Origin of the sequence: Psychrobacter sp. GW64-MNA-CIBAN-0177 (assembly GCF_040309585.1) — a bacterium.
GTDB lineage: Bacteria > Pseudomonadota > Gammaproteobacteria > Pseudomonadales > Moraxellaceae > Psychrobacter > Psychrobacter okhotskensis.
Map to the genome: position 1 here is coordinate 1 of NZ_JBEOOY010000658.1, position 231 is coordinate 231.

General features: G+C 64.5%; 1 protein-coding gene. It reads left to right on the forward strand.

The features are described from left to right. On the forward strand, positions 1–231 hold a 231-nt coding region (locus AAEY79_RS16595), incomplete at both ends, for a glutamate synthase central domain-containing protein (RefSeq protein WP_352289912.1).

Consider the following 231-nt stretch of genomic DNA (forward strand, 5'->3'; position numbering starts at 1 on the left):
TACCCAGATCGTACTGACCGACCGCCACATTGCGCCTGGCAAGTTGCCGATCCACGCGTCCCTGGCGACCGGTGCGGTGCACCACCGCTTGACCGAAAAAGGCCTGCGTTGCGACTCCAACATCCTCGTGGAAACCGCCACCGCCCGCGACCCGCATCACTTTGCGGTGCTGATCGGTTTCGGCGCCTCGGCGGTGTACCCGTTCCTCGCGTACGAAGTGCTGGGTGACCT